20 protein-coding genes are annotated in these 21,238 nt (G+C 55.2%); 6 read left to right on the top strand and 14 right to left on the bottom strand.

Features of this window, described 5'->3' with window-relative positions:
• Positions 1-48 precede the first annotated feature (48 nt).
• Positions 49-1,422 (top strand): siroheme synthase CysG, encoded by a 1,374-nt coding sequence (gene cysG / locus ABOC97_RS19935; protein WP_349601134.1) that lies wholly within the window; start codon positions 49-51, stop codon positions 1,420-1,422.
• 77 nt (positions 1,423-1,499) lie between these two features.
• On the opposite strand, the gene trpS is transcribed toward cysG, so the two are convergent.
• From trpS to ABOC97_RS19875, 12 genes are all read right to left on the bottom strand, one after another.
• A complete protein-coding gene (trpS, locus tag ABOC97_RS19930) occupies positions 1,500-2,504 on the bottom strand; it encodes a tryptophan--tRNA ligase (RefSeq protein WP_349601132.1) in 1,005 nt (334 codons plus the stop codon).
• Positions 2,497-3,258, bottom strand: coding sequence for a phosphoglycolate phosphatase (gph, locus tag ABOC97_RS19925; protein ID WP_349601130.1), 762 nt, complete (start codon positions 3,256-3,258; stop codon positions 2,497-2,499). Before gph ends, trpS begins: the two co-directional genes overlap by 8 nt.
• The gene (rpe, locus tag ABOC97_RS19920) at positions 3,251-3,928 is read right to left on the bottom strand and encodes a ribulose-phosphate 3-epimerase (protein WP_349601128.1); all 678 of its coding nucleotides are present in this window, start codon (positions 3,926-3,928) and stop codon (positions 3,251-3,253) included. The genes gph and rpe overlap by 8 nt, the downstream gene beginning before the upstream one ends.
• A 33-nt stretch (positions 3,929-3,961) precedes the next feature.
• Positions 3,962-4,795 carry an adenine-specific DNA-methyltransferase gene (gene dam / locus ABOC97_RS19915; RefSeq protein ID WP_349601126.1) on the bottom strand — a complete coding sequence of 278 codons (834 nt, stop codon included), beginning with the start codon at positions 4,793-4,795 and terminating at the stop codon, positions 3,962-3,964.
• 124 nt (positions 4,796-4,919) lie between these two features.
• On the bottom strand, positions 4,920-6,203 hold the full coding sequence (damX, locus tag ABOC97_RS19910) for a cell division protein DamX (RefSeq protein ID WP_349601124.1): 1,284 nt from the start codon (positions 6,201-6,203) through the stop codon (positions 4,920-4,922).
• Between the two features lie 83 nt (positions 6,204-6,286).
• A complete protein-coding gene (aroB, locus tag ABOC97_RS19905) occupies positions 6,287-7,381 on the bottom strand; it encodes a 3-dehydroquinate synthase (RefSeq protein ID WP_349601122.1) in 1,095 nt (364 codons plus the stop codon).
• 58 nt (positions 7,382-7,439) lie between these two features.
• Positions 7,440-7,961, bottom strand: coding sequence for a shikimate kinase AroK (aroK, locus tag ABOC97_RS19900; RefSeq protein ID WP_035892101.1), 522 nt, complete (start codon positions 7,959-7,961; stop codon positions 7,440-7,442).
• A gap of 279 nt (positions 7,962-8,240) precedes the next feature.
• Positions 8,241-9,473 carry a DNA uptake porin HofQ gene (hofQ, locus tag ABOC97_RS19895; RefSeq protein WP_349601119.1) on the bottom strand — a complete coding sequence of 411 codons (1,233 nt, stop codon included), beginning with the start codon at positions 9,471-9,473 and terminating at the stop codon, positions 8,241-8,243.
• Positions 9,394-9,735: a HofP DNA utilization family protein gene (locus ABOC97_RS19890; protein WP_349601117.1), complete on the bottom strand. Its 342-nt coding sequence runs from the start codon at positions 9,733-9,735 to the stop codon at positions 9,394-9,396. Before ABOC97_RS19890 ends, hofQ begins: the two co-directional genes overlap by 80 nt.
• A 43-nt stretch (positions 9,736-9,778) precedes the next feature.
• On the bottom strand, positions 9,779-10,246 hold the full coding sequence (locus ABOC97_RS19885) for a HofO family protein (RefSeq protein ID WP_349601115.1): 468 nt from the start codon (positions 10,244-10,246) through the stop codon (positions 9,779-9,781).
• Positions 10,230-10,622, bottom strand: a complete 393-nt coding sequence (locus ABOC97_RS19880) for a PilN domain-containing protein (protein WP_349601113.1) — start codon at positions 10,620-10,622, stop codon at positions 10,230-10,232. Before ABOC97_RS19880 ends, ABOC97_RS19885 begins: the two co-directional genes overlap by 17 nt.
• A 146-nt stretch (positions 10,623-10,768) precedes the next feature.
• Positions 10,769-11,554 carry a pilus assembly protein gene (locus tag ABOC97_RS19875; RefSeq protein WP_349601111.1) on the bottom strand — a complete coding sequence of 262 codons (786 nt, stop codon included), beginning with the start codon at positions 11,552-11,554 and terminating at the stop codon, positions 10,769-10,771.
• A 120-nt stretch (positions 11,555-11,674) separates the two neighbouring features.
• On the opposite strand from ABOC97_RS19875, the gene mrcA reads away from it, so the two are divergent.
• On the top strand, positions 11,675-14,227 hold the full coding sequence (gene mrcA, locus ABOC97_RS19870; protein WP_349601109.1) for a peptidoglycan glycosyltransferase/peptidoglycan DD-transpeptidase MrcA: 2,553 nt from the start codon (positions 11,675-11,677) through the stop codon (positions 14,225-14,227).
• A 112-nt stretch (positions 14,228-14,339) separates the two neighbouring features.
• On the opposite strand, the gene nudE is transcribed toward mrcA, so the two are convergent.
• The gene (nudE, locus tag ABOC97_RS19865) at positions 14,340-14,900 is read right to left on the bottom strand and encodes an ADP compounds hydrolase NudE (RefSeq protein ID WP_349601107.1); all 561 of its coding nucleotides are present in this window, start codon (positions 14,898-14,900) and stop codon (positions 14,340-14,342) included.
• Positions 14,901-15,207: 307 nt separating this feature from the next.
• Here nudE and ABOC97_RS19860 point away from each other — a divergent pair, with 307 nt between their 5' ends.
• The 4 genes from ABOC97_RS19860 to hslO all read left to right on the top strand — a co-directional run bounded on the left by ABOC97_RS19860 (position 15,208) and on the right by hslO (position 19,405).
• Positions 15,208-17,355 carry an intracellular growth attenuator family protein gene (locus tag ABOC97_RS19860; protein WP_349601105.1) on the top strand — a complete coding sequence of 716 codons (2,148 nt, stop codon included), beginning with the start codon at positions 15,208-15,210 and terminating at the stop codon, positions 17,353-17,355.
• Between the two features lie 66 nt (positions 17,356-17,421).
• Positions 17,422-18,099, top strand: a complete 678-nt coding sequence (gene yrfG / locus ABOC97_RS19855) for a GMP/IMP nucleotidase (RefSeq protein WP_349601103.1) — start codon at positions 17,422-17,424, stop codon at positions 18,097-18,099.
• A 2-nt stretch (positions 18,100-18,101) separates the two neighbouring features.
• Positions 18,102-18,503 (top strand): ribosome-associated heat shock protein Hsp15, encoded by a 402-nt coding sequence (hslR, locus tag ABOC97_RS19850; protein WP_349601101.1) that lies wholly within the window; start codon positions 18,102-18,104, stop codon positions 18,501-18,503.
• 23 nt (positions 18,504-18,526) lie between these two features.
• Positions 18,527-19,405 carry an Hsp33 family molecular chaperone HslO gene (hslO, locus tag ABOC97_RS19845; protein ID WP_349601099.1) on the top strand — a complete coding sequence of 293 codons (879 nt, stop codon included), beginning with the start codon at positions 18,527-18,529 and terminating at the stop codon, positions 19,403-19,405.
• Between the two features lie 88 nt (positions 19,406-19,493).
• On the opposite strand, the gene ABOC97_RS19840 is transcribed toward hslO, so the two are convergent.
• Positions 19,494-21,209 carry a DUF4153 domain-containing protein gene (locus ABOC97_RS19840; RefSeq protein WP_349601097.1) on the bottom strand — a complete coding sequence of 572 codons (1,716 nt, stop codon included), beginning with the start codon at positions 21,207-21,209 and terminating at the stop codon, positions 19,494-19,496.
• Between the last annotated feature and the right edge of the window lie 29 nt (positions 21,210-21,238).

Below are 21,238 nucleotides of genomic sequence, written 5' to 3'. Positions count from 1 at the left end.
CATTATTCATCTCGTGTATTTCCTTTGCTAATTCCGTGAGGTTACCCCGTGGATCACTTACCCATCTTTTGCCAACTGCGCAATCGCGACTGCTTGCTGGTCGGCGGCGGTGATGTTGCTGAACGTAAAGCACGCTTGCTGCTCGACGCGGGCGCGCGTCTGACGGTAAATGCCCGGGATTACGTCCCACAGTTTCACGTCTGGGCCGACGCGGGAATGCTCACGCTGGCAACCGGCGACTTTCAGCCCGCTCTGCTGGATACCTGCTGGCTGGCGATTGCCGCCACCGACGATGACGCCGTCAATCAACAGGTGAGCGATGAAGCAGAAGCTCGCCGCATCTTCTGCAACGTGGTGGATGCGCCGAAAGCGGCAAGCTTCATTATGCCTTCGATTATCGACCGCTCGCCGCTGATGGTCGCCGTCTCCTCTGGCGGTACTTCGCCGGTACTGGCACGTCTGCTGCGCGAGAAGCTGGAAGCCATCCTGCCGCAGCATCTGGGCCAGGTTGCGCTTTACGCCGGACAGCTGCGCGCACGCGTGAAGCAACAGTTTGCCACCATGGGCGAGCGCCGCCGCTTCTGGGAAAAGCTGTTTATGAATGACCGCCTGGCACAGTCGTTGGCGAATCAGGATAAACAGGCAATTGCTGATACCACCGAGCATCTGCTCAATACGCCGCTGGATCATCGTGGCGAAGTGGTACTGGTCGGCGCGGGCCCAGGCGATGCCGGTTTGCTGACGCTGAAAGGGCTACAACAAATTCAACAGGCGGACGTGGTGGTCTACGACCGTCTGGTTTCCGACGATATTATGGATCTGGTGCGTCGCGACGCCGACCGCATCTTTGTCGGCAAACGCGCGGGCTATCACTGCGTACCGCAGGACGAAATTAACCAGATCCTGCTGCGTGAAGCGCAACAAGGGAAACGGGTGGTACGTCTGAAAGGCGGCGACCCGTTCATCTTCGGGCGCGGCGGCGAAGAGCTGGAAACACTGTGTGACGCCGGAATCCCCTTCTCGGTGGTTCCAGGCATTACCGCTGCCTCTGGCTGCTCCGCCTATTCCGGTATTCCGCTAACCCATCGTGACTACGCGCAGAGCGTACGTCTCGTTACCGGGCACCTGAAGACCGGTGGCGAGCTGGATTGGGAAAACCTCGCGGCAGAAAAGCAAACGCTGGTGTTTTATATGGGGCTTAACCAGGCTGCCACTATCCAGCAGAAACTGATTGAACACGGTATGCAGGCCGATATGCCGGTAGCTATCGTCGAGAACGGCACCGCGATTACCCAGCGCGTGATTGACGGCCAACTGACACAGCTGGGCGAACTGGCACAGCAAATGGCCAGCCCGGCGTTGATTATCGTCGGCCGCGTGGTGGGACTTCGCGACAAACTCAACTGGTTCTCTAACCACTAGAGACAAAAAAACCGGGATAATCCCGGTTTTTTTATTCGCTGCTAATCTGGCCAGCAAGGCCAGATTAGGCATTCGGCTTATGGCTTGGCCACAAAGCCAATCGCTTCGTATACCGCTTTCAGCGTCTGCGCTGCACGTGCACTCGCTTTATCCGATCCGTCTTTCATCACCTTCTGTAGGAAGGCTTCGTCGTTACGGTAACGGTGATAGCGTTCCTGCAGCTCGGTCAGCATGCCGGAAACCGCTTCGGCCACTTCACCCTTCAGGTGACCATACATTTTCCCTTCGAAGTGCTGCTCAAGCTCAGAAATACTCTGGCCGGTAACGCCGGAGAGAATGTCCAGCAGGTTAGAAACGCCCGCTTTGTTCTGCACGTCGTAGCGCACAACTGGCGGCTCATCGCCGTCGGTCATTGCACGTTTGATCTTCTTGACCACCGATTTCGGATCTTCCAGCAGACCAATCACGTTATTGCGGTTGTCATCCGACTTCGACATTTTCTTGGTCGGCTCCAGCAGGGACATCACGCGCGCACCGGACTTAGGAATGAACGGCTCAGGAACTTTGAACACATCACCATAAATCGCGTTGAAGCGCTGGGCGATATCGCGGCTCAGCTCCAGGTGCTGTTTCTGGTCTTCACCAACCGGAACCTGGTTAGTCTGGTACAGCAGGATATCGGCCGCCATCAGTACCGGGTAGTCAAACAGACCGGCGTTGATGTTTTCCGCGTAGCGCGCAGATTTATCTTTGAACTGGGTCATACGGCTCAGTTCGCCGAAATAGGTGTAGCAGTTCAACGCCCAACCCAGCTGTGCGTGCTCCGGTACGTGTGACTGCACGAAGATGGTGCTCTTTTCCGGGTCAATACCGCAGGCCAGATACAGCGCCAGGGTGTCGAGCGTCGCTTTACGCAGCGCCTGAGGGTCCTGACGAACGGTGATGGCGTGCTGGTCAACGATGCAATAGATGCAGTGGTAGTCATCCTGCATGTTAACCCACTGACGCAGCGCACCCATGTAGTTACCGATGGTCAGTTCACCTGACGGCTGTGCGCCGCTAAATACGATGGGCTTAGTCATGTTCTGATTCCTGAGGTTCAAGATTAGGCAGCCCGAGAGCGGGCAAAAGTTCATTGAAATGGTCGAAGATAACATCCGGTTCGCTGTGCGCGATGGCTTCGCCATAGTTATAGCCGTAGGTCAGGCCGACGGATGGGCAACCTGCCGCTTTGGCAGCCTGAATATCGTTACGGGAATCGCCAACAAACAGTAGCGCTTCCGCCGCCAGCCCCAGCTTCTCCGCTACTTTCAGCAGCGGCTCTGGATGCGGCTTTTTGTTCTTTACGTCGTCGCCGCCAATCACCACCGTGAAATAGCGGGCGATACCCAGCGTTTCCAGAATCGGTGCCACAAACGGCGTCGGCTTATTGGTGACGAGCGCCAGCGGCAGGCCGCTGTCATGCAACGCTGCCAGAGTCTGCTCAACGTGCGGGAACAGGAAGCTGCCCTCTTCGGCAAATTCCGCATAGTAGCGGTCGAACAGCCGACGCAGCACACGAAGCTGCTCATCCTGCGGGATATCGTGGCTATCGACGGAAGGTTTGCCCTGCGAGGCGCGCAGCGTTGCACGCTCCTGGCGAGCCCAGTTCAGCGCCCGCTCCATCAGCACATCGGCACCGTTGCCGATCCAGGTGATAACTCGTTCTTCGCCAGCGACCGGCAGTTCAAGCGCGTACAGCGCGCTATCTACCGCCGCAGCTAATCCCGGCGCGCTGTCAACCAGCGTGCCGTCGAGGTCAAACGCGACGCCGCGAATGGTCTGTAATTTATCCATGACTTACCTTTGCCAGTTCACTGCGCATTTCATCAATGACTTTTTTGTAGTCTGGTTGGTCGAAAATCGCCGAACCGGCGACAAACATGTCGGCACCGGCAGCGGCGATTTCACTAATATTGTTGACCTTCACGCCGCCATCCACTTCCAGGCGAATGTCGTAGCCGGATTCATCAATGCGGCGACGCACTTCACGCAGCTTTTCCAGGGTGTGAGGAATGAAAGATTGGCCGCCAAAGCCGGGGTTTACCGACATCAGCAAAATCACGTCCAGCTTATCCATCACGTAGTCGAGATAGCTCAGCGGGGTTGCTGGGTTAAACACCAGGCCCGCCTTACAGCCATTCTCTTTGATAAGCTGCAAAGTACGGTCAATGTGTTCGGAAGCTTCCGGATGGAAGGTGATGATACTGGCGCCAGCGGCGGCAAAGTCAGGAACCAGGCGGTCGACTGGCTTCACCATCAGGTGCACGTCAATAGGTGCGGTGATGCCGTAATTACGGAGCGATTTGAGCACCATCGGTCCGATGGTCAGGTTCGGCACGTAATGGTTATCCATAACATCGAAATGAACCACATCTGCCCCGGCGGCCAGCACACGGGCAGTGTCCTCCCCCAAACGGGCAAAATCAGCCGACAAAATTGAAGGGGCAATAAGGTACTGTTTCATCCGCATCTCCTCAAAGCCTATCCCATTAGGCTATTAACGTTGTTTTTTGCCAGGTGGCCGGTAGAGCGCGAGCAGCTCTTCCACCTTTTTACGCGTGCCGCCATTGCGGCTGATACTGCGTCGAACTTTTACGGTATGGGTATCCGTCGCGTTTTTGTACCAGTCCAGCGTCAGCGGCGTTCGGTGATTGGAAATCAACACCGGGATCCGCTTTGCCATCAGTTCCTCAGCCTTCTTTGCCAGAATTTCTTGCTGCTCGAGGCTGAAGCTGTTGGTGTGATAGGCGGTAAAATTCGCCGTCGCCGAGAGCGGCGCATACGGTGGATCGCAATAAACGACCGCATCCTTCCCAGCTCGCTTCATGCACTCTTCATAAGATTCGCAGTAAAACTCAGCATTTTGGGCTTTCTCGGCAAAGTGACGCAGTTCGGCTTCCGGGAAGTAAGGTTTTTTATAACGCCCAAACGGGACGTTAAACTCACCGCGCAGGTTATAGCGGCACAGGCCGTTGTAGCCATGACGGTTGAGGTATAAAAACAGCACCGCGCGACGGAACAGATCGGTGCTACGGTTAAACTCTTCGCGCAGTTGGTAATAGCATTCGGCATCGTTGGTTTCAGGCACAAACAGAGCCTGCGCCTGCGTAATGTACTCATCGGCACGTGTTTTAACGATTTTGTAGAGCTCGATAAGGTCGCTGTTGATATCAGCCAGAATATAACGCGAAAAATCGGTATTCAAGAATACCGATCCAGCACCAACGAAGGGTTCAACCAGACAATCGCCAGTCGGCAGATGATGTCTTATATCGTCGAGTAGAGGGTACTTGCCCCCCGCCCATTTAAGAAAAGCGCGATTTTTTTTCATGCGGCCTGACTAATTACACTTTCTCCGGCTGTGGAGAAAGGCTCCGACAGCATCCTGCGCTTCTACGTTCCTTCATGTGCCGTAAGGGCCACACGAAGGAACGGTGTCGATATTAAAACGACGCTTATTTCAGGTCGGTCTGAACCTGACGCAGCGGTTTCGCCCACGGGTTCTTCGCCTGAACATCGGCAGGCAGCGTGGTTACAGCATTTTTTGCATCATCCTTAGACGCATAAATACCGCTCACCAGCACATACCACGGCTGGCCGTTACGGGAGGTTTCATACACAACGTAGTTTTTCAGATTCTCTTTCTTCGCCCAACCGTTCAGGTTGTCGTAGTTGGAAGAGGAGCTGAGCTGCAGGGTGTAATGCGAACCCGAAGCGGACTTCAGCGCGTTAACGTCACCCGCAGATTTACCGGTTGCCGCTGCGGCAGGCGCCGTAGTGGCAGCCGTTGCAGTTGCCGCTGGTGCGGTGGTCGCTGCTGGTTTAGCCGTTTCAGTCGTCGTTGCTGGCGCTTTCACCGGTGTGGTGGTCGTTGCCGTCGCCTTAGGCGCGGTAGTCACCGGCTTCGCTTCGACAACAGGCTTGCTTTGCGCAGGCGTGGTCGACGTTTTCGCCGTGGCCACTGGCTGAGGTTTCGCTTCGATAACCGCATGTTTACGCTCAGGACGCGGCGTTACTGCCGTGGTCTGGCGCGGGGTTTCCGGAGCAGTCACCGCTGGACGCGCGCCGTTACGAATCGGTGCAACGGTAGCAGGTTCAGTCGGCAGCGTAGAGTTCACGACAGCGTTATCAATCTGGCCCTGCTGTTGGGTCAGCGCATTGTTCAGATCGCCCTGCACTTCCACACGCTGCTGACCATCTGGCGCAGTCGCTTCCTGGCCCTGAGTCGGCGTGGAGGAAATTGGCGGCAGAGAAACATCCTGCTGCGGGTTAGTTTCCTGAGCAGATGGCGTAGTCGTTGCCGCAGTTTGCGAGGCACTATCACCGGAAAGAGAGACGCTCTTTTCAGTTGATGCGCTTTGATCGCTGGACGATGAAGGTGCTTTCAATGCCGAACCGATGCCAACAATCAGCACCAGCAGCACGACAATACCCAGACCCATCATAATGTACTGACGGGAAGCCGGTTTATGCGGTGCCGCATTTTTACGTTTCCGCGGACGACGCTCTACCGCTTCATCTGCGCTATCTTCATCATCAGATTCATCGTATTCGTCTTCCGGCTCAGCTTCTTCACGTGCTTTGCGGCTACGGGACGGACGACGCTCGTCGGCATCGAGTTCCACATCATCAAAATTGATCTGTGGCTCGCTGTCACGATCGGAAGACTGACGAGAGCGACCAGTACGACGATCGCTGGGATCGGGTTTCAGCTCGTCTTCTGGTTTAAATTCATCCATTTCACACCCCACTAAAAGGCTTATGCTACGACTCTTGCATATCGCCTGAAGTTAAAACACCGCAAAACGCGGCTAGACCTTTCTTATATTTGCGCCCGCTGAGTATCAGCGATAGCGCCAAGAACCACATCGTGGGATACGCCACCGCGTACCTCACTCTTCCCGATGGCCAGCGGCAACACTAACCGCATCTCGCCCGCCAGGACTTTTTTATCTCGCATCATATGAGGCAGATAGGCCTCTGCTGACATTTCCTGAGGCCCGGCAATCGGCAGACCCGCACGCTTAAGCAGAGTGATAATGCGCTGCGTATCTTTGGCAGCAAATTGCCCCAGACGTTCGGAGGCATGCGCCGCCATCACCATACCGGCAGCAACCGCTTCACCGTGCAGCCAATTACCGTAACCCATCTCAGCTTCGATCGCATGACCGAATGTATGTCCAAGATTGAGTAAAGCACGTAACCCGGTTTCGCGCTCGTCGGCAGCGACAACATCGGCTTTCAGCTCACAGCAACGGCGAATACAGTACGCCATCGCTTTTTCATCGAGCACCATCAGCGCATCGATATTCTCTTCCAGCCAGTCGAAGAACGGTGCATCAAGAATGATGCCGTATTTAATCACTTCAGCAAGGCCGGATGATAACTCACGTTTCGGCAACGTTTTCAGGCAATTAAGGTCAACCACGACGGACGCTGGCTGCCAGAATGCACCGATCATATTTTTACCGAGAGGATGGTTGACCGCGGTTTTGCCGCCAACCGAAGAATCCACCTGCGACAGCAAGGTGGTAGGTACCTGGATAAAGCGTACGCCGCGCTGATAGCTCGCCGCAGCAAAACCGGTTAAGTCGCCAATCACACCGCCGCCTAATGCGACGAGTGTGGTGTCACGACCGTGCGGTTTTTGCAAAAGCGCGCTAAAGACGGTATCCATGACCGACAGACTTTTATACTGTTCGCCGTCCGGCAGAATGACGCTATCAACTTTCACGCCAATCTGCTCCAGCACGGAACGAACCTGGTCCAGGTAGAGAGGTGCCAGCGTTTCGTTGGTGACCAGCATAACCTGATCGCCAGACTTGAGCGGTAAGAAGGAAGCTGGCTCGTTAAACAAACCAGCCGCGATGGTTATCGGGTAACTACGTTCCCCGAGAGTTACAGTAAGCCTCTCCATAACGCGACGTCCACCTTAGTGACTTAGATTCGCTGGCGTTCTACCTTGCGGGCCAGTATTAGTTGCTTTCCAGCATATGGATAATCTGGTTGGCGACAACTTTTGCGCTCTGATCGTCGGTGCGAATGGTGACGTCAGCAATCTCTTCATACAGCGGATTACGTTCATCAGCCAGCGCCTCGAGCACCTCGCGTGGCGGTGTTTCAACCTGCAGCAGCGGGCGTTTTTTATCACGCTGAGTACGTGCTAGCTGTTTTTCAATGGTCGTTTCCAGATAAACGACGACACCACGAGCGGAGAGACGATTGCGCGTTTCACGTGATTTTACAGAGCCGCCGCCTGTTGCCAGAACGATGCCCTGCTTTTCCGTTAACTCATTGATGATTTTTTCTTCGCGGTCACGGAAACCTTCTTCGCCTTCGACATCAAAGACCCAGCCCACGTCAGCGCCTGTTCGTTTCTCAATCTCTTGATCAGAATCGTAAAATTCCATATTGAGCTGTTGAGCCAGCTGGCGCCCAATAGTGCTTTTGCCGGCACCCATGGGCCCAACCAGAAAGATATTGCGTTTCTCTGCCATTTTTTTGGTACTACTAAGACTATTCGTTAATGATAAATCCGCGCCGCAGTCGATCGCGCGTCGCAGGACATGAACTGAAACCTCTTATGCAATAGAGCGAGAGTCAGACTGAAAATTATCTCAATACTACGACTGGTTTGGCAACAGATTAAATCAGCAGACTGCATGAGACGAGATGGTATCAGTGACACTCAAATCGGTACTCCTTGTATGCTAAATCTGGTCCCACGTCAAACCCGGGGCACTCCTTCCCCCCTAAATAGTCCTGTTTATCGGCTGCTATTGTGCAGAAATAATACGCGGGGTAATAAACACCACCAATTCACGCCGTTCATTATCTTTGCCGTCGTGGCGAAAAAGATGGCCTAACAGAGGGATATCACCCAGCAGCGGAATGCTATCGCTGGCATTTTTATGCTTCTGTGAGAAGACACCGCCCAGCGCCAACGTCTCGCCGCTGACCACTTCGACCTGTGTTTCAATTTCCTGCTTATCAATAGTCATAATTTCGCCATCGGCTTGTTGCAGCACCTGCCCCGGCATATTTTCACTGATCCGCAGCTTCAGGCGCACACGATTGTTTTGCAAAACCGTCGGCGTGACCTCCATACCCAGCACCGCTTCTTTAAACTCCACCGAGGTGGCACCGCTTTCGCCACTCGATACCTGATAAGGGATTTCACTACCCTGTTTGATGCTTGCAGGCTGCAAATGCGACGCCAGCAGCCGTGGGCTGGCGATAATATCGACCTTCTGCTTTTGCTCCAGAGCGGAAAGCTCAAGCTCCAGCAGCCTTCCGTTAATACGGCCAATATTAAAACCGACACGCGTGGTGGCATCGGCGACCGAGAGATTGCTGCTTAATGTGGTTATTTTTCCCGCTCCAGTTGCTCCTTCGGCATCCGCAAGGCTCCATTTGATCCCCAACTCCCGCAGGCTCGTCTCATTAATCGTCACAATATGCGCCGCCAACTCCACCTGACCGACAGGAATATCCATCTCGTGAGCCCATGCGGCAAAGGCCGCAAGATGCTCACCATCATCGCGCACGAGCAGCCGGTTAGTCCGCTTATCCACGGTCAGGCTTCCCCGTTTGCCGAGAAGTTTCATTCCGGACTTCGCCAATTCATCAGCATCGGCATAGTTCAGCACGACGCTGCTATTACTAAGCGGCAACGCTGACTGACGCCGCTCTTTCTCCGCTTCCGCCCGCGCTCTCTCCTCTTCACGCCAGCCTTTCGCGTGTACATACAAAACACCGTTCTCCTGGCTCTGCACCAGCCCTGCGCTGGTGATTACCGTTTGTAATGCCTGCTTCCAGGGGAGATTACGCAACTGCAGCGAGACAACGCCCTGAACGTCCGGGGCTATCACCAGGTTTTTCTGTTCCAGATCCGCCAGGCTCTGAAGCACCTGTGCTACCGGTACATCGTCAACCACCAGCGTGACGTTTTTCGCCGGACTCAACGGCGGCGCGGCCAGAAGCATCAGTAGACTTATCCTTTTTATCATTACGATCTCCTTGTCTTTTCCATTGTCCATATCGTGGCTCGCAGCCTTCTCCAGCATCGACGGTCAGGTTGTCATACGTTATTTCACTGACCCGCCAACCCGTATTGAGCCGCTTTCCCTGCTCAATGCGCTGCCATTTGCCTTCACCGTTTTGCACAATGCCAATCAACCGCTCCGCTGATTGCGTTACACCGCGGTAGTGCCATAGGGGAAATTGAGCCGTCTGACACGTATCGACAACCGGTGCAAAAGGATCGCGCATACCGCAAATCAGCGGGACGATGAGGCATAAAAACCACCGGCGGCTAGGGTTCATCATCTCGTACCAACTGGAGGTTGAAGTTCAGTGCACCGTTTCCGGGACTCAGGGAGAAGGCGATAACCTGCATACCGCGCTCGGCCAGCATTGAAAACGTAGCGGGGACTTGCTGCCAGTCGGCTTCCAGCGACATTTCCCCTCCTACAGCTGAAGGCACCCAGCTCACCAGCCGGACGCCCTCACGCTGTAAATCCACCGGAGAGAATGGAATCAGCGGCGCATCGCCCAGCTCTGTTTCGCGCTGCGCTGCGGCCTTTATTTGCATCATCCGACGCCAGCTCTCCGCGTTGTGTACCCGTCCGGTTTGCCATGACTGGTGACTTTTTGACACCCGCTGATATGCCTGATGCCCAACCGCATAAGCGGCATAAACACCGAGCAGAATGGCAACGCATGCCCCTCCAGCGATGAGCGTCGTCGATGAAATCCTCAACCAACTATCTGGGAGCTGCATACGTCGCCTCCTCCGGTAGCTGATATTGGAACTGCCAATACCCCTCACTATTGCGCTGAATCTTTCCGGCTTTACCGGGTAAAAAACCTGAAATACTCTGGAGCTGGCGGTCCACCCTCGTCAGTGCGGAAAACGGTGTCAGCACTCCCGAAATTGACAGCGCGCCACGCTGGTAGGTCAATTCATTAAGCCAGGCCTGCGGCGGAAGATGTTCCGCTAGCGACTCAAACCGCGATGACCAGGCCTGAGTCGCTTGCCTGGCGGCCCGACGTTTTTGAGCCTGCGCTCTTTGCTGTGCATCCACGTTAAGCCGTTGCTCCCAGCGCGACATCTGCTGACGAATTTGTCGCTCAGCCGATACGTGAAGCTCGTTCATTCGCTGCTCCACCTGCCAGTTCAGGATGGCGTAAAACGTCAGGCAGCCACACACCAGCCAGCTACTGCAAACCCGTAGCCCCCAGATCCGTAGGCCTCGGTAAAATTGGATGCGCCGCCAGGGCAGAAAATTTACGCTTGCCGTCATCACCATGACACTCTCATCGCCAGCGCAATGGCCACCGCGAAATCATCACCACAGGCGGGAAGTGGCGGCTGTTTCTGGGTGACGGCCTCCCAAGGGTCGAAACCGTGGATATCACCAGCTTGCGCCATGCAGTGCACCAGCCGTTGTGGTTCAACGCCGAGCCGTTCGCCGAGCGACAGCGGTGATGCGGCGTGGTCCTGTGGCTCATACCCCCAACCTTCCCGGCTGGCCCATAGCCACTGCGCCTGGTCGCGCCAGACCAATACCGCGTCGCCCATCTCCAGGTACGGCAGAAATGCCTGTAACGCGCAGGCGTCCGGAGTGATAGCCGCAATCTGGAGACGTAGAATCTTCGCCAGTCGCTGAAGACGTAAAACATCCTGCTGCTGGGCGGCAGTTACGTTCCAGTGCCCTTGCTCATCCGCCGAATGGTAATCAAAGCAGAAAGAAGCGGGTGACATCTCCAGTTGCTGTGACATTGCGCTGGCAATCCATGCAGACTGTTCGCTTTCCCGCAGCGTCATCGCCGCACGCGGTAGGGTTTTCTGCAATGTTCGATGCGCGGGAAACGCGATGCTAACCGCATGCTGCCAGGGCAGTTCGCGCCGCCAGGAAGAGAGAACCACCAGCAGCGCATCATCCGCCTGTTGTGAAGAGGTGGTTGGCGGCAGCGGCAGTTGCCACCAGCGCTTCAGCGACCATCTATTTCGACTATGCTGAAGTGCAACGATGAAGACATTCTCTTGCTGGAGATGAATACCCACTTGCCAATATTTGAAAGCCATTTCACGATTATCCTTACGCCGCCATGATAATGACGGCTATATCAATGATTCAGGCTTGCCTTTATACTACCGCGCGTTTGTTTATAAACTGCCCAAATGACACTCAATGGGAAATCTCCGGTGAAGTTCGTAAAGTATTTATTCATCCTTGCAGTCTGTTGCATTCTGCTGGGAGCAGGCTCGATCTATGGCCTCTACAAATATATTGAGCCGCAGCTGCCAGACGTAGCTACGCTCAAAGACGTGCGCCTGCAGGTGCCAATGCAGGTCTATAGCGCGGACGGCGAACTGATCGCGCAATATGGCGAGAAACGTCGTATCCCAATGACCCTTGACCAGATCCCGCCGGTGATGGTGAAGGCGTTTATTGCGACCGAAGATAGCCGCTTCTACGAGCACCACGGGATTGATCCAATTGGGATCTTCCGTGCTGCAAGCGTAGCGCTGGTCAACGGCCATGCGTCACAGGGTGCCAGTACCATTACCCAACAGCTCGCCCGTAACTTCTTCCTCAGCCCTGAAAAAACGCTGATGCGTAAAATAAAGGAAGTGTTCCTTGCTATCCGCATTGAGCAGTTGCTGAGTAAAGATGAAATTCTTGAACTGTATCTGAACAAGATTTACCTCGGCTACCGCGCTTATGGCGTGGGGGCGGCCTCGCAGGTTTACTTTGGTAAACCCGCCGACCAGCTTTCGCTAAGCGAGATAGCGGTGATCGCCGGTCTGCCAAAAGCACCATCGACGTTCAACCCGCTGTACTCGATGGACCGTGCTACCGCGCGTCGTAATGTCGTGCTGTCGCGCATGCTGAGCGAAGGCTATATCAGCCAGCAGCAGTACGACCAGGCGCGTAGCGAAGCGATTGATGCCAATTATCACGCGCCGGAAATCGCCTTCTCCTCGCCGTATCTCACCGAAATGGTACGTCAGGATATGGTGAAGCAGTACGGTGAACAGGCCTACGAAGACGGTTATCGCGTTTACACCACCATCACCCGGAAGAACCAGCAGGCGGCCCAACAGGCGCTGCGCAATAACGTGATGGATTACGACATGCGTCACGGCTACCGCGGCCCGTCCAACGTGCTGTGGAAAACTGGCGAACCCGCTTGGGATAGCGCGAAAATCCGCGCCTCGCTCAGACCACTGCCGTCTTATGGCCCGATGCAAGCAGCGGTTGTGACAGCGGCCAATCCGCAAGAAGCCACCGCTAAACTAGCCGATGGCACGTCAGTATCGTTAACCATGGAAGGCATGCGCTGGGCGCGTCCTTATCGTTCCGATACGGCGCAAGGCCCGACGCCGCGCAAAGTCACGGATGTGGTTCAGGCAGGACAACAAATTTGGGTGCGTCAAAACGGTGACAGCTGGTGGCTGGGGCAGATTCCTGACGTCAACTCCGCGCTGGTATCGATTAACCCAAAAAACGGCGCCATTATTGCGCTGGTCGGTGGTTTCGATTTCAACCAAAGCAAGTTTAACCGTGCCACGCAGGCGATGCGCCAGGTCGGTTCCAATATCAAACCATTCCTCTACACCGCCGCCATGGACAAGGGGTTAACCCTCGCCAGCATGCTGAACGATGTCCCTATCTCCCGTTGGGATGCCGGCGCCGGTTCTGACTGGCAGCCGAAGAACTCCCCACCGCAGTATGCCGGGCCGATTCGTCTGCGTCAGGGTCTGGGGCAATCGAAGAACGTGGTGATGGTTCGCGCGATGCGCGCCATGGGCGTCGACTACGCGGCTGAGTATCTGCAGCGCTTTGGTTTCCCGGCAAGTAACATCGTGCATACCGAGTCGCTAGCGCTCGGCTCTGCATCGTTTACCCCACTACAGGTCGCTCGCGGCTATGCGGTAATGGCGAACGGCGGTTTCCTGGTTGACCCTTACTACATCAGTAAGATTGAGAACGATCAGGATGGCGTGCTGTTTGAGGCGAAGCCAAAAATTGCCTGCGCCGAATGCAATCTGCCGGTCATTTACGGCGATACACCAAAGTCTAACGTCCTGGAAAACAATGACGTTGAAGACGTTGCCGTCTCCCAGGAACCACGTAACTCAGTGGTGCCAATGCCAGCGCTTGAGCAAGCTAATCAGCAGCTGGTCGCACAAAACAACGCCCAGGAATACGCTCCGCACGTGATCAATACGCCGCTGTCGTTCCTGATTAAGAGCGCGCTGAACACCAACATCTTTGGTGAACCGGGCTGGCAGGGCACCGGCTGGCGTGCTGGCCGTGACCTGCAGCGTCAGGATATCGGCGGCAAAACCGGCACCACCAACAGTTCGAAAGATGCCTGGTTCTCCGGTTATGGTCCGGGTGTGGTGACGTCGGTATGGATTGGCTTTGACGATCACCGCCGCGATCTGGGTCGTACCAGCGCATCCGGGGCGATTAAAGATCAGATCTCCGGCTACGAAGGCGGCGCGAAGAGCGCACAACCCGCATGGGATGCCTTTATGAAGCAGGTTCTGGCCGGCGTTCCCGTTGAGCCGCTGACCCCGCCACCGGGTATCATCACGGTCAATATTGACCGCAACACCGGGCAGTTAGCCAACGGTGGCAGCAGCCGTCAGGAGTACTTTATTGAGGGAACGCAGCCAACGCAGCAGGCGGTTCATGAAGTGGGTACTGAGGTTATTGATAACGGGGAAACCCACGAGCTGTTCTAGTCAAACCTGGAGGGCTGCCAGTTTATGTGGCAGTTCCAGTTCCACCCGAGCGAGGTTTGCTCTGGTGACAAAAAAGGCGCCCTCGGCGCCTTTTTTATTGTGGATACGTGCCTTAAAAACGCCCCTGCGCCTGCAGCCACTCGCGCAGCAGAAACAGCGCACTGACGTTACGCGCCTCGCTGAAATCAGGGTCATCCAGCAGCGCCATCAGATTGGCGAGCGGCCAGCGCACCTGCGGCAGAGGTTCCGGTTCATCGCCAGGCAGCGATTCTGGGTAGAGATTTTCCGCCACCACAATATTCATTTTGCTGGAGAAATAGGACGGTGCCATGCTCAATTTTTTGAGAAACACCATCTGATGGGCGCCAAAACCCACTTCCTCTTTCAGCTCGCGGTTGGCCGCTTCCATCACCGTTTCACCAGGATCGATAAGTCCTTTCGGGAAGCCGAGCTCATAGGATTCAGTGCCCACCGCATACTCACGGATCAAGATGATGTGATCGTCGACAATGGGCATGATCATCACCGCTTCGCGCGAGGACGGCTTCATACGTTCATAAACGCGACGTACGCCATTGCTGAACTCTAAATCAACGCTTTCCACATTAAAAAGACGAGACTGCGCGACGGTTTCAACATGAAGAATGGTGGGTTTCTGTAATGATTTGCTCATTGGGCCGGGATCTTTGCTGTAGGGACTTTTATCATTGTGCGATAGGTATGCGGTTCCAGCAATGCATAAAGCGCTTTATTTACATTGTTGCAACCTTTTACTTCTCATCGCTCATTTATGGATAAATGTCAAGAGGTTGAATTACAATTGGGAATTAACTGATACTCGACGCGCTATGGGTTTGTTATGCTTACGTGTTGCGGGAGTCTATAAGCTCTCAATTGATAACCTCTGCAATACGTGCCAATGGTTTATACAAAAAGCAGGCAACTAAAGAGACCTCTAATATAAGTATGATGGGAAAAGCATGGGCACACTGATGATCTTTACCATAGCGATACTGATCTGCGCCGTGCTGGTCGGTTGGCTGTTTCGTAAAAGGACTAAACGTCTGCAACTTCCGTGGCTGCACCTGTTCCCAGGCGCAACGACACGTAAATTGACCGATGAAGAACGTCAGGGCGTTGAAAACTACCTCGGCGATCTCAACCGTGACAGACAGGTACCGGCTTCTGGAGCAACCATCGCGCCTGCTGCGCTGACGCTCAGCGCCCAAAGCCACACCGTTTTCCGGTTGACCCGCGCCATTACGCGCTACGGCATCACCACTGACGACCCTAATAAATGGCGCTATTTCCTCGACTCCGTGGAAGTTCACCTGCCGCCGTTCTGGGAGCAGCACATCACCGATGAAAACAGCATTGAGCTTATCGTTACTGACGATATGCCACTGGTGATTACGCTGAATGGCCACTCGCTCAAAGCCTACTCTCAGGAAAACAGACAGTTCGTACTCGAGTCCTCATCCTCAACTCAGGCTTCCATCCGCGGCGAAGAAAGCGAGCAGATAGAGCTGCTAAATATTCGTCAGGAAACCCACGAAGAGCACGCGCTCAGCCGCCCGGACGGTCTGCGAGAAGCCCTGCTAATTGCGGCCGCCTTCTTGCTCTTTTACTGTAGCTTGATTTCACCTGTCGTATTTAGCCCATGGATTTTATGCGGAGCCGTGCTCATGCTATGCGGTGGGCTATGGGGACTGTTTGCACCGCCGACCAAATCATCACTGCGCGAGATCCACTGCCTGCGCGGCACACCAAAGCGCTGGGGGCTGTTTGGTGAAAACGATCAAGAGCAGATCAACAATATTTCCCTGGGCATAATCGACCTCATCTATCCGCGTCACTGGCAGCCGTTTGTTGCTCAGGATCTGGGGCAGAAAACCGATATCGATATCTACCTGGACAGGCACGTTGTGCGTCAGGGACGTTTTCTCTCCCTGCACGATGAAGTTAAAAATTTCCCGCTTCAGCACTGGCTTCGCAGCATGGTTATCGGCTGCGGCGCGCTACTGGTAGTGGTGATGATGTGGGTCAGCGTGCCGCTGAATATGCCATTCAAATTTACTCTCTCCTGGCTCAAAGGTGCGCAAACCATTGAAGCCAGCGACGTACGCCAGCTGGCGCAAGCGGGAATTCGCGTCGGTGATACGCTGCACATCCGCGGCACCGGGATGTGTAACATTCATTCCCCGGGGACCTGGACTGCCCAGGAAAACTCGCCGTTCCTGCCGTTTGACTGCTCGCAGATAATCTGGAACGACGCGCCTCGTCTGCCGCTTCCGGAATCGGAAACCGTCAATAAAGCCACCGCGCTGGTCCAGGCCGTCAGTCGACAACTGCACCCAACGCCGGATGATGATTCTCGCGTCAGCCCGGCCCTGCGCTCAGCCATCCAAAAATCAGGGATGGTGCTGCTCGACGACTTCGCCGATATCGTGCTGAAGACCAAAGATCTGTGCGCAGCCGCCGACGACTGTGTGCGGCTGAAAAATGCGTTGGTGAACCTCGGCAATACCCGCGATTGGGATGCGCTGGTCAAGCGCGCCAACTCCGGCAAGCTCGACGGCGTGAACGTCCTGCTACGCCCGGTCAGCGCAGAGTCTCTGGATAATCTGGTTGATACCTCCACGGCTCCGTTCATCCTGCGCGAAACCGCACGCGCGGCGCAGTCGTTGAACAGCCCGGCTCCCGGCGGTTTTCTGATTACCAGCGATGAAGGCAGTGATTTGGTCAGCCAGCCGTACCCTTCTACCAGCCTGTATGATTATCCTGCGCGTGAGCAATGGGATGAATTCCAGCGGCTGGCTGGCATGCTGATGCATACTCCATTCCGCGCCGAAGGGATTGTCACCAATGTCTTCACCGATGCCAACGGCACGCAGCACGTGAACCTGCACCGGATGCCGGACAGCAGCGGGCTGTGGCACTACATCGAAACCACGCTGCTGATGCTGGCGATGATTGTGTGCGCAATTTACAACGGAGTGCAGGCGCTTCGCCGCTATCAGCGCCATCGGGAACGTCTGGCGGATATTCAGAAATACTACGAAAGCTGCATCAATCCCGTCCTGCTCCCAGCCGCGGATAACTTTAAGTCGGACTTCCCGACGAACTAAGCCCCATCACACCGCGCGACAGGTTGTGCTACTCTGTCGCGCAATTCTTCCGTCTGGAGACTCACCATGCATTTTGATATCGCCTGGCAAGAGGTGGATACCGTTCTTCTGGACATGGATGGCACCCTTCTTGACCTCGCATTCGATAACTATTTCTGGCAGAAACTGGTGCCGGAAACTTACGGTGCGAAGCTGGGTATCAGCCCTCAGGCAGCTCAGGTGGCCATCAGTCAGGAGTATCATGCGGTGCAACATACGCTAAACTGGTACTGCCTGGACTACTGGAGCGAGCGCCTGGGTTTGGATATTTGTGCCATGACCAGCCAGCAGGGTCCACGCGCGGCGCTGCGTGATGATACCGTCCCCTTCCTTGATGCCCTCAAGGCCAGCGGCAAGCGGCGTATTCTGCTGACCAACGCTCACCCGCACAATCTGGCGGTAAAACTTGAGCACACCGGGTTGGACTCGCACCTTGATTTATTACTTTCCACCCATACATTTGGTTATCCGAAAGAGGATCAGCGGTTATGGCAGGCAGTCACGGAACATACGGGTCTGGAAGCCGGACGCACGTTGTTTATCGACGATAGCGAGCCGATTCTGGACGCTGCCGCCCACTTTGGGATCCGCTATTGCCTCGGTGTCTCCAATCCCGACTCGGGTCTGGCGGAAAAGCAGTACCTGCGTCATCCCGCGCTTAACGATTATCGTCGTTTGATCCCCTCACTTAACGTGAAGGAGTAACCGTGAAAGAGAAGTCCATCGAAGGCGTCAGGCTGGATAAATGGCTCTGGGCCGCGCGTTTTTATAAAACCCGCGCCATTGCACGAGAGATGATTGAAGGCGGTAAAGTCCACTACAACGGGCAGCGCAGCAAGCCCAGCAAAGTGGTCGAACTCAACGCCCAGCTCACGCTTCGTCAAGGAAATGATGAACGCACCGTGGTGATAAAAGCCATCACGGAACAGCGACGCCCGGCGACAGAAGCCGTAGTGTTGTATGAAGAGACGGCGGAAAGTATCGAGAAGCGCGAAAAAGTCGCGCTCGCGCGCAAGCTCAATGCGCTGACGATGCCGCATCCGGACAGACGACCGGATAAAAAGGAGCGGCGCGACCTGATGAGATTTAAATACGGCGACAGTGAATAACTGCCACCCCAAGAGAGAAAATTATGACTCAACACGATCAATTACATCGCTATCTGTTTGAAAACTATGCCGTGCGTGGCGAACTGGTCACCGTATCCGAAACGCTCGAACAGATCCTGGCTGGCCACAACTACCCGCAGCCGGTGAAAAACGTGCTGTCAGAGCTGCTGGTCGCCACCAGCCTGCTGACCGCTACGCTGAAATTCGAAGGCGATATTACCGTTCAGCTTCAGGGCGATGGCCCGATGACGCTGGCGGTGATTAACGGCAACAATCACCAGCAGCTGCGCGGCGTTGCGCGCGTGCAGGGCGATATTCCAGCAGATGCTGACCTGAAAACGCTGATTGGCAACGGCTATCTGGTTATCACCATTTCCCCGGCGGAAGGTGAGCGTTATCAGGGCGTGGTGGGTCTGGAAGGCGATACGCTGGCGGCGTGCCTGGAAGATTACTTCCAGCGTTCCGAACAGCTGCCAACGCGTCTGATCATCCGTACCGGTGAGTCAGAAGGCAAACCTGCTGCGGGCGGTATGCTGCTGCAGGTCATGCCAGCGCAAAACGCGCAGCCGGAAGATTTCGAACACCTGGCGGCACTGACCGACACCATCAAAGCCGAAGAGCTGTTTACGCTGCCGGCCAACGATGTGCTGTGGCGTCTGTACCACGAAGAAGAAGTCACGCTGTACGATCCACAGGGCGTTGAATTCAAGTGTACTTGTTCACGCGAACGCTGTGCCGACGCGCTGAGAACGCTGCCGGATGAAGAAATTAATAGCATCCTGGCAGAAGAAGGCGAGATCGACATGCACTGTGATTACTGCGGCAGCCACTACGTGTTCAATTCCATGAACATTGCGGAGATCCGTCACAACGCTTCTCCGGCCGATCCGCAGGTTCATTAAGTTCGTCCCCACTCCGGCGGGCGTTGCTTCGTCGGACGATAAAAAAGGCGCCATTGGCGCCTTTTTCTATTGTGGCGGGTCGCCCACACTACCGCCGGTACTCTAGCACCACCGTCTCATCTCCCAGCGTCATGTCGCGCCAGGCTTTTGGCTTGGCCCCTACGCGGCCCTCTTTCACCGCCTCCAGCAACGTCGCTTTGGTTATCCCTGCGGGCAACGATGCGCTGGCCTTAAACTCCCAGCCTTTCTCCCCGCGGCCAAATACCAGCACCGTGCGATCGCCAAAGGCATACAGAACCTGCTCCGGTTGGCCATCACCGTTCAAATCCTGACTCACCAGCACGCAGCTATCCATATCGTTGCATGATTCAACCTGATAGCGCCGCTCTATCACCGCGGCCCATAGCGCGTCATCCGCTGACAAGCTGCCCTTTGCCACCAGCACATTTTTCGCCAGCGTCGCTGCCGTCAGTGTTTCTACCGGACTGAGATCGCCCTTTATCAAGCGCGTAAGCAGCCGTGCTCGCTTGGCATCTTTGGTAAATTCAGTATCGTTTTGTAATTCAAGAAGCGCCTTGCGCCCTGGTTTACCGCTACGTGAAAGCATATACAGGCTGACCTGGTCCGCAGTGATTTTTCCGCTGTGATAACGCGCCATATGGCTGTTCACGCTGATGCGCCAGCTATCAAGCACTGGCGTATAGAGCGACACCAGCAGAACCAGGCCTAACAGCGATACGGCCAAATGCACCTTGCCCATCGACGCAGAAGGATCTCCGCGATAGCGTAACAGGCTCACCAGATAACCTACCGACCACACTAGCAGCACCACTACCACCAGCGCGCCATACAGCCGATCCGTCGTCCAGCCATATTGTCCAATACGCTGCCACAGTGCCCAGCCCGCAATCAGTGCGTAGACCGGCATTAACGCAATTGCCGCAAGGATCAGATAGCGAAGCGCCTGCGGGTAGGGAAGCTGAGATTTTTGCGGCTCCCAGACCATTGCCGTCAACAGGAGCTGAATCAGCGCGAGCGCCGAGAGCAGCCCGGCGGCTGAAACTCGTTGAGAAATCACCGCCAACCCGCTAAACGGCAGCGTGGCCAGAAACAGCAATGCCAGCAGCGATACCAGCGGTAGCAAGCCGGTAGCGACAAGCGCCAGCAGCTTATGAATGGCGGTAATCAGTCGCGTTTGCTGGCGCGCAAGAATCACCGTCAGCGCAGTAACCAGCCCCACGACCAGGTAAACAAACCATTGAGTTTCAAAGAACAGCCGCGAAAAGAAGGTAATATTCGCCAGCTCAAACAGCCCGCTCCACAACAGCAAAATTAGCCAGACCAGTCCATTCGCCACGGCAATCAGCAGTAAGGTCAGCGTGTTTTGCCACTGTTGCGTATAGAAGTGCGCGTAGCGCGTTGTTCCAGGTTGGGGTTGAAGGCGATACTGCATCCACGGCAGCACCAGTAACGTCATCAGCAGCAGACACCAGTCGTAATTCCACATGGCGCTGTACTGCCGCCAGGTCTCGCCGCTGAGACTGCTCTTCAGCCATCCCCCCATTCCCAGCACCACCACAAGGATCAGCGCCAGCCAACCCCACAACGCCCGCTGTTTGAAGGAGACAACGGTAAATAGCAGTACAGAAGATAATGCCAGGCTTCCCGGCAGGCCGTAATACATCCACCCGATCTCTTTCGGAATCAGGTAGACCGTGAGCAGATAACACAATAGCCCTTGTACTACGCCCGTTATCACCATGCCCCAACGCGTCGGTGATGAAAGAGGAGTCACAGCATCCATATCGATAATCTCGTTCCTGAAGTAAAGAA

Source organism: Kluyvera huaxiensis (genome assembly GCF_040149365.1).
In the GTDB taxonomy this organism is placed as follows: domain Bacteria; phylum Pseudomonadota; class Gammaproteobacteria; order Enterobacterales; family Enterobacteriaceae; genus Kluyvera; species Kluyvera intermedia_A.
Note: the sequence above shows the minus strand (reverse complement) of the source record. Positions and strands in the feature narration are given on the sequence as shown.